4 protein-coding genes are annotated in these 4,414 nt (G+C 63.9%); all 4 read left to right on the forward strand.

The window, feature by feature from the left end:
* On the forward strand, window positions 1-950 hold a 950-nt coding region (gene rsmH, locus EN749_RS31460), incomplete at its 5' end, for a 16S rRNA (cytosine(1402)-N(4))-methyltransferase RsmH (protein WP_128364616.1).
* A gap of 4 nt (window positions 951-954) precedes the next feature.
* Window positions 955-1,350: a hypothetical protein gene (locus EN749_RS31465; protein WP_128364617.1), complete on the forward strand. Its 396-nt coding sequence runs from the start codon at window positions 955-957 to the stop codon at window positions 1,348-1,350.
* Entirely contained in the window at window positions 1,347-3,056 is a 1,710-nt protein-coding gene (locus EN749_RS31470) for a penicillin-binding protein 2 (RefSeq protein ID WP_027034944.1), read from the forward strand. The genes EN749_RS31465 and EN749_RS31470 overlap by 4 nt, the downstream gene beginning before the upstream one ends.
* A gap of 54 nt (window positions 3,057-3,110) precedes the next feature.
* A partial coding sequence (locus EN749_RS31475; protein WP_128364618.1) for a UDP-N-acetylmuramoyl-L-alanyl-D-glutamate--2,6-diaminopimelate ligase occupies window positions 3,111-4,414 on the forward strand: 1,304 nt, incomplete at its 3' end.

The following is a 4,414-nucleotide window of genomic DNA, read 5'->3' on the forward strand; positions in this document are numbered from 1 at the left end:
AAGCACTGGCGCCGGCGCAGGGCGACCTCATCATCGACGGCACGTTCGGCGCCGGCGGCTACACCAGGGCCATTCTGGCGACGGGCGCTTCCGTGGTGGCGATCGACCGCGATCCGGATGCCATTGCGGCCGGGCGCGATCTGGAAGTGCAGTCGGGCGGCCGGCTGCGGCTGGTGCAGGCGCCGTTCTCGACGCTGGACGAACATGTCGAGAGCGCCGACGGCGTCGTGCTCGACATTGGCGTGTCCTCGATGCAGCTCGACCAGGCGGAGCGCGGGTTTTCGTTCCGCGCCGACGGGCCGCTCGACATGCGCATGGCGCAGGCTGGTTTGAGTGCCGCCGACGTGGTCAATTCCTTCAAGCCAGGCGACCTTGCCCGTATCTTCGGCTTCCTCGGCGAGGAGCGCCACGCCGGACGCATTGCCCGCATGATCGAGGCTCGCCGCGAAAAGCGCCCGTTCGAGCGCACGCTGGAGCTGGCCGACGCCATCGAGACGCATATCGGCCGGGCGCCGAAGGACAAGATCCATCCGGCGACGCGCGTCTTCCAGGCGCTGCGCATCTTCGTCAATGACGAGCTTGGCGAACTGGCCAAGGCCCTGTTCGCGGCCGAACGCGCGCTGAAGCCGGGCGGACGGCTCGCCGTGGTCACCTTCCATTCGCTGGAAGACCGCATCGTCAAGCGTTTCATCGCCGACCGGGCCGATGTTGCGACCGGCTCGCGGCATTTGCCCGAGGCGCATGCCCGCACCGCGACGTTTCGCAAGGCGGGCGGCGGAGTGACTGCCGGCGACGCCGAGGTGGCGGCCAATCCGCGCGCCCGTTCGGCCAGGCTGCGCGCGGCAATCCGCACGGATGCGTCGGCGCGCAGCAGCGATTTTTCGATTTTCGGCCTTCCAAAGCTTCCCGGCCCAACACTTCCCGGCACAGGCCGGCCGGGGGAGAGGTAGCTAAGTGTTTCGTACCAGCGACATTGTCCTGATCGCCGTCATGGTTGCGGTCGCGGCCCTTACCTACAAGGCCAAGCGCGAGGCCGAGGAACAATTGGCCGCGGTGCAGAAGATCCATGCGCAGATACGCTATGAGGAGGATACGATCGACCTGCTCAAAGCCGACTGGAGCCTGCTTACCCAGCCGTCGCGGCTGCAGAAGCTGGCTGAACTCTACAAGTCGCAGCTCGAACTCGAGCCGGTCAGCGCCCGCCAGATAGGCGGCATCGGCGACCTGCCGGCCAAATCCCTGGACATCCAGGACATCCTGAACGGACGCCAGGGTGGTATGGCCGACAATTCCGACCAAGCGCCTTCGGACAGTAAGGATCCCGTCGTGACCGGAGGCATCGCCCAATGATCGGCAAACTGCTGAAGCGTCGCGCCAGGACGAGTGAAGATGGATCGATCGTCGTCGAGGGCGCCCGCAAGGCGACCGGCGGCAAGGGCAGGACGCGCATCGTCATGACGATGGCGGTGTTCTTCGGTATCTTCTCGACCATATCAGGGCGGCTGGTCTATCTCGGCTTCCAGACCCCCGACATGTCGGGCGGTCCGCAGAGCCGGGTGACGGCATCGCGGCCCGACATCGTCGACCGCAACGGCGAAGTGCTGGCCACGGATATCAAGACGGCGTCGCTGTTTGCAGAACCGCGCCGCATTGTCGACGCCGACGAGGCGATCGAGAAGCTGTCGACGGTGCTTCCGGACATCGACTATGAGCAGACCTACCATAAGCTGAAGAGCGGCGCCGGTTTCGTCTGGCTGCAGCGGCAGCTGACGCCCAAGCAACAGTCCGACATCATGCAGCTCGGCATTCCCGGTTTCGGCTTCCGTACCGAAAAGCGCCGCTTCTATCCGAGCGGCGAGACCTCGTCCTACATTGTCGGCCTCACCAACATCGACAACCAGGGCATCTCCGGAATGGAGAAATATGTCGACGAGCAAGGCTTGAGCGACCTGCAGGCATCGGGCCTTGCCATTGCCAAGGATCTCAAGCCGGTAAAGCTTTCGATCGATCTGCGCGTGCAGCATGTGGTGCGCGACGAGATCGCCGCCGGCCTGGAGCGCTATCGTGCCATGGGCGCCGGCGCCGTCGTGCTCAACGTCAAGACCGGCGAAGTGGTGGCCATGGCCTCGGTGCCGGATTTCGATCCGAACAATCCCTACAATGCACAGGACAAGGACCGGCTGAATCGCATGTCGGCGGGCCTCTACGAGATGGGCTCGACCTTCAAGAGCTTCACCTCAGCCATGGCGCTCGATTCCGGCAAGGCGACGATGGCGAGCCGCTTCGATGCTTCGCATCCAATCCGGGTCGGCCATCAGGCCATTCACGATTTCCACGGCAAGAACCGTGTGCTGTCGTTGCCGGAGGTGTTCCTCTATTCGTCCAACATCGGATCGGCCAGGGAAGCCGAGATGGTCGGCATCGAGGGCCATCGCGAATTCCTGCATCGCCTTGGCCTTCTGGACAGGATGCAGACCGAATTGCCGGAGACTGCCCGTCCGACTGAACCGAAGGTCTGGAAACAGGTGAATTCATTCACCATCGCCTTCGGCCATGGCGTGTCGACGACGCCGCTGCAAGCGGCTGTGGGCTGCGCGGCGTTGATGAATGGCGGCTTCCTGATGAACCCTACCTTTTTGGTGCGTACGCAGGCGGAAGCGATGGCCACCGCCAAGAAAGTGGTGAGCGAAAAGACCGTCGAAGGCATGCGCTACCTCTATTCGCTCAATGCCGAGAAGGGCTCTGCCCGAAACGCCAGAGTCCCCGGCTACCGCGTTGGTGGCAAGACCGGAACGGCCGAGAAGGTCGTCAATGGCCGCTACTCCAAGGACTTGAATTTCAACACTTTCGTCGCCGCCTTCCCGATGGACGATCCGCAGTATCTGGTGTTTACCATTGCCGATGCCCCGCACCCTGAAAAGCCGGGCATGACGGATGTCGCGGCCGCAAATGCGGGGGTTATGGCCGGCAATATCATCAGGCGTTCAGCTGCCATGCTTGGCGTGAAGCCAGATTTCAGCCATGAAAATGGTGCAACGCTGGTTTCCTATCAGTGATTCTTAGGGCGCGCCGGCAACAGCGCGCTATTTTGTTGCGGTGAACGGGACTCGATGAAGCTCAGAGATCTAGCCGGTATCCTGCCCGTCGAGGGAATAGCTTCCGTCGATCTGGAGGTTACAGGGATTTCTTCGGATTCCCGCCAGGTAAAAGCGGGTGTTGTCTTCTTTGCGCTCGCGGGAACCAAGGCCGACGGTGCCGTTTATGCCGCCGACGCCGCCGCGCGCGGTGCGGCCGCGATCGTAGCGGGCAAGGGCAGCACCGTTGCCGGGCTGTCGGTCCCGGTATTGGCAGTCGACGATCCGCGCCTGGCGTTGGCGCTGAGTGCGGCCCGCTATTTCGGCAAGCAGCCTGAGATAATGGTCGCGGTGACCGGCACCAGCGGCAAGACTTCGGTCGCGGCTTTCACCAGGCAGATCTGGGAGCAGTCCGGTTATGCCGCCGCTTCGATCGGCACCACTGGCGTAGTGGCGCCTGGGCGCAACGACTATGGCTCGCTGACGACGCCCGATCCAGTCGCCCTGCATCAATTGCTGCGGGAATTGGCGGATGCCGGCGTCACCCACGCCTCGATGGAAGCCTCCAGCCATGGGCTCGACCAGCGCCGTCTCGACGGCGTGAGGCTGGCGGCCGGCGGCTTCACCAATCTCGGCCGCGACCATATGGACTATCATCCGACCATCGAGGACTATCACCGCGCCAAATTGCGCCTGTTCGACGCGCTGCTGCCGAAAGGCGCACCGGCCGTCATCTTCGCCGACGATCCATGGTCGGCACCGACTTTTCAGGCGGCGCGGGCCGCCAGGCTCGAAGTGCTGACGGTTGGCCGCCATGGCGATTTCCTCAGGCTGAAGCGGGTTGAGCATGAACGCCATCGCCAGCGGGCCGAGGTCGAGGCCGATGGCATGCTCTACGAGATCGACCTGCCGCTGGCCGGTGATTTCCAGATTTCGAACGCGCTGGTTTCGGCGGGTCTTGCCATTTCCACGGGAACACCTGTCGCCAAGGCCTTGCTGGCGTTGGAGAAATTGAAGTGCGCGCCGGGCCGGCTCGACCTCGTCGGCACCACCGGCAATGGCGCGCCGGTCTATGTCGATTATGCCCACAAGCCCGACGCGCTGGAAAACGTGCTGGCCTCGGTGCGCCCATTCACGACCGGCCGCGTCATCGTCGTGTTCGGCTGCGGCGGCGACCGCGACCGGGGAAAAAGACCGATCATGGGCGAGATTGCGACGCGGCTTGCAGATGTTGTCATCGTCACCGACGACAATCCGCGCTCCGAAGTGCCGGAAACGATCCGCGCCGCTATTTTGGCCGCCGCCCCCGGCGCCATCGAGATCGGCGACCGGCGCCAGGC

It is taken from the genome of Mesorhizobium sp. M7A.F.Ca.ET.027.02.1.1, assembly GCF_004022985.1.
In the GTDB taxonomy this organism is placed as follows: domain Bacteria; phylum Pseudomonadota; class Alphaproteobacteria; order Rhizobiales; family Rhizobiaceae; genus Mesorhizobium.

Bases quoted from the DNA above. Each gene is read 5' to 3' on its own strand.
- EN749_RS31470 (WP_027034944.1), top strand. From the start codon at position 1,347: ATGATCGGCAAACTGCTGAAGCGTCGCGCCAGGACGAGTGAAGATGGA.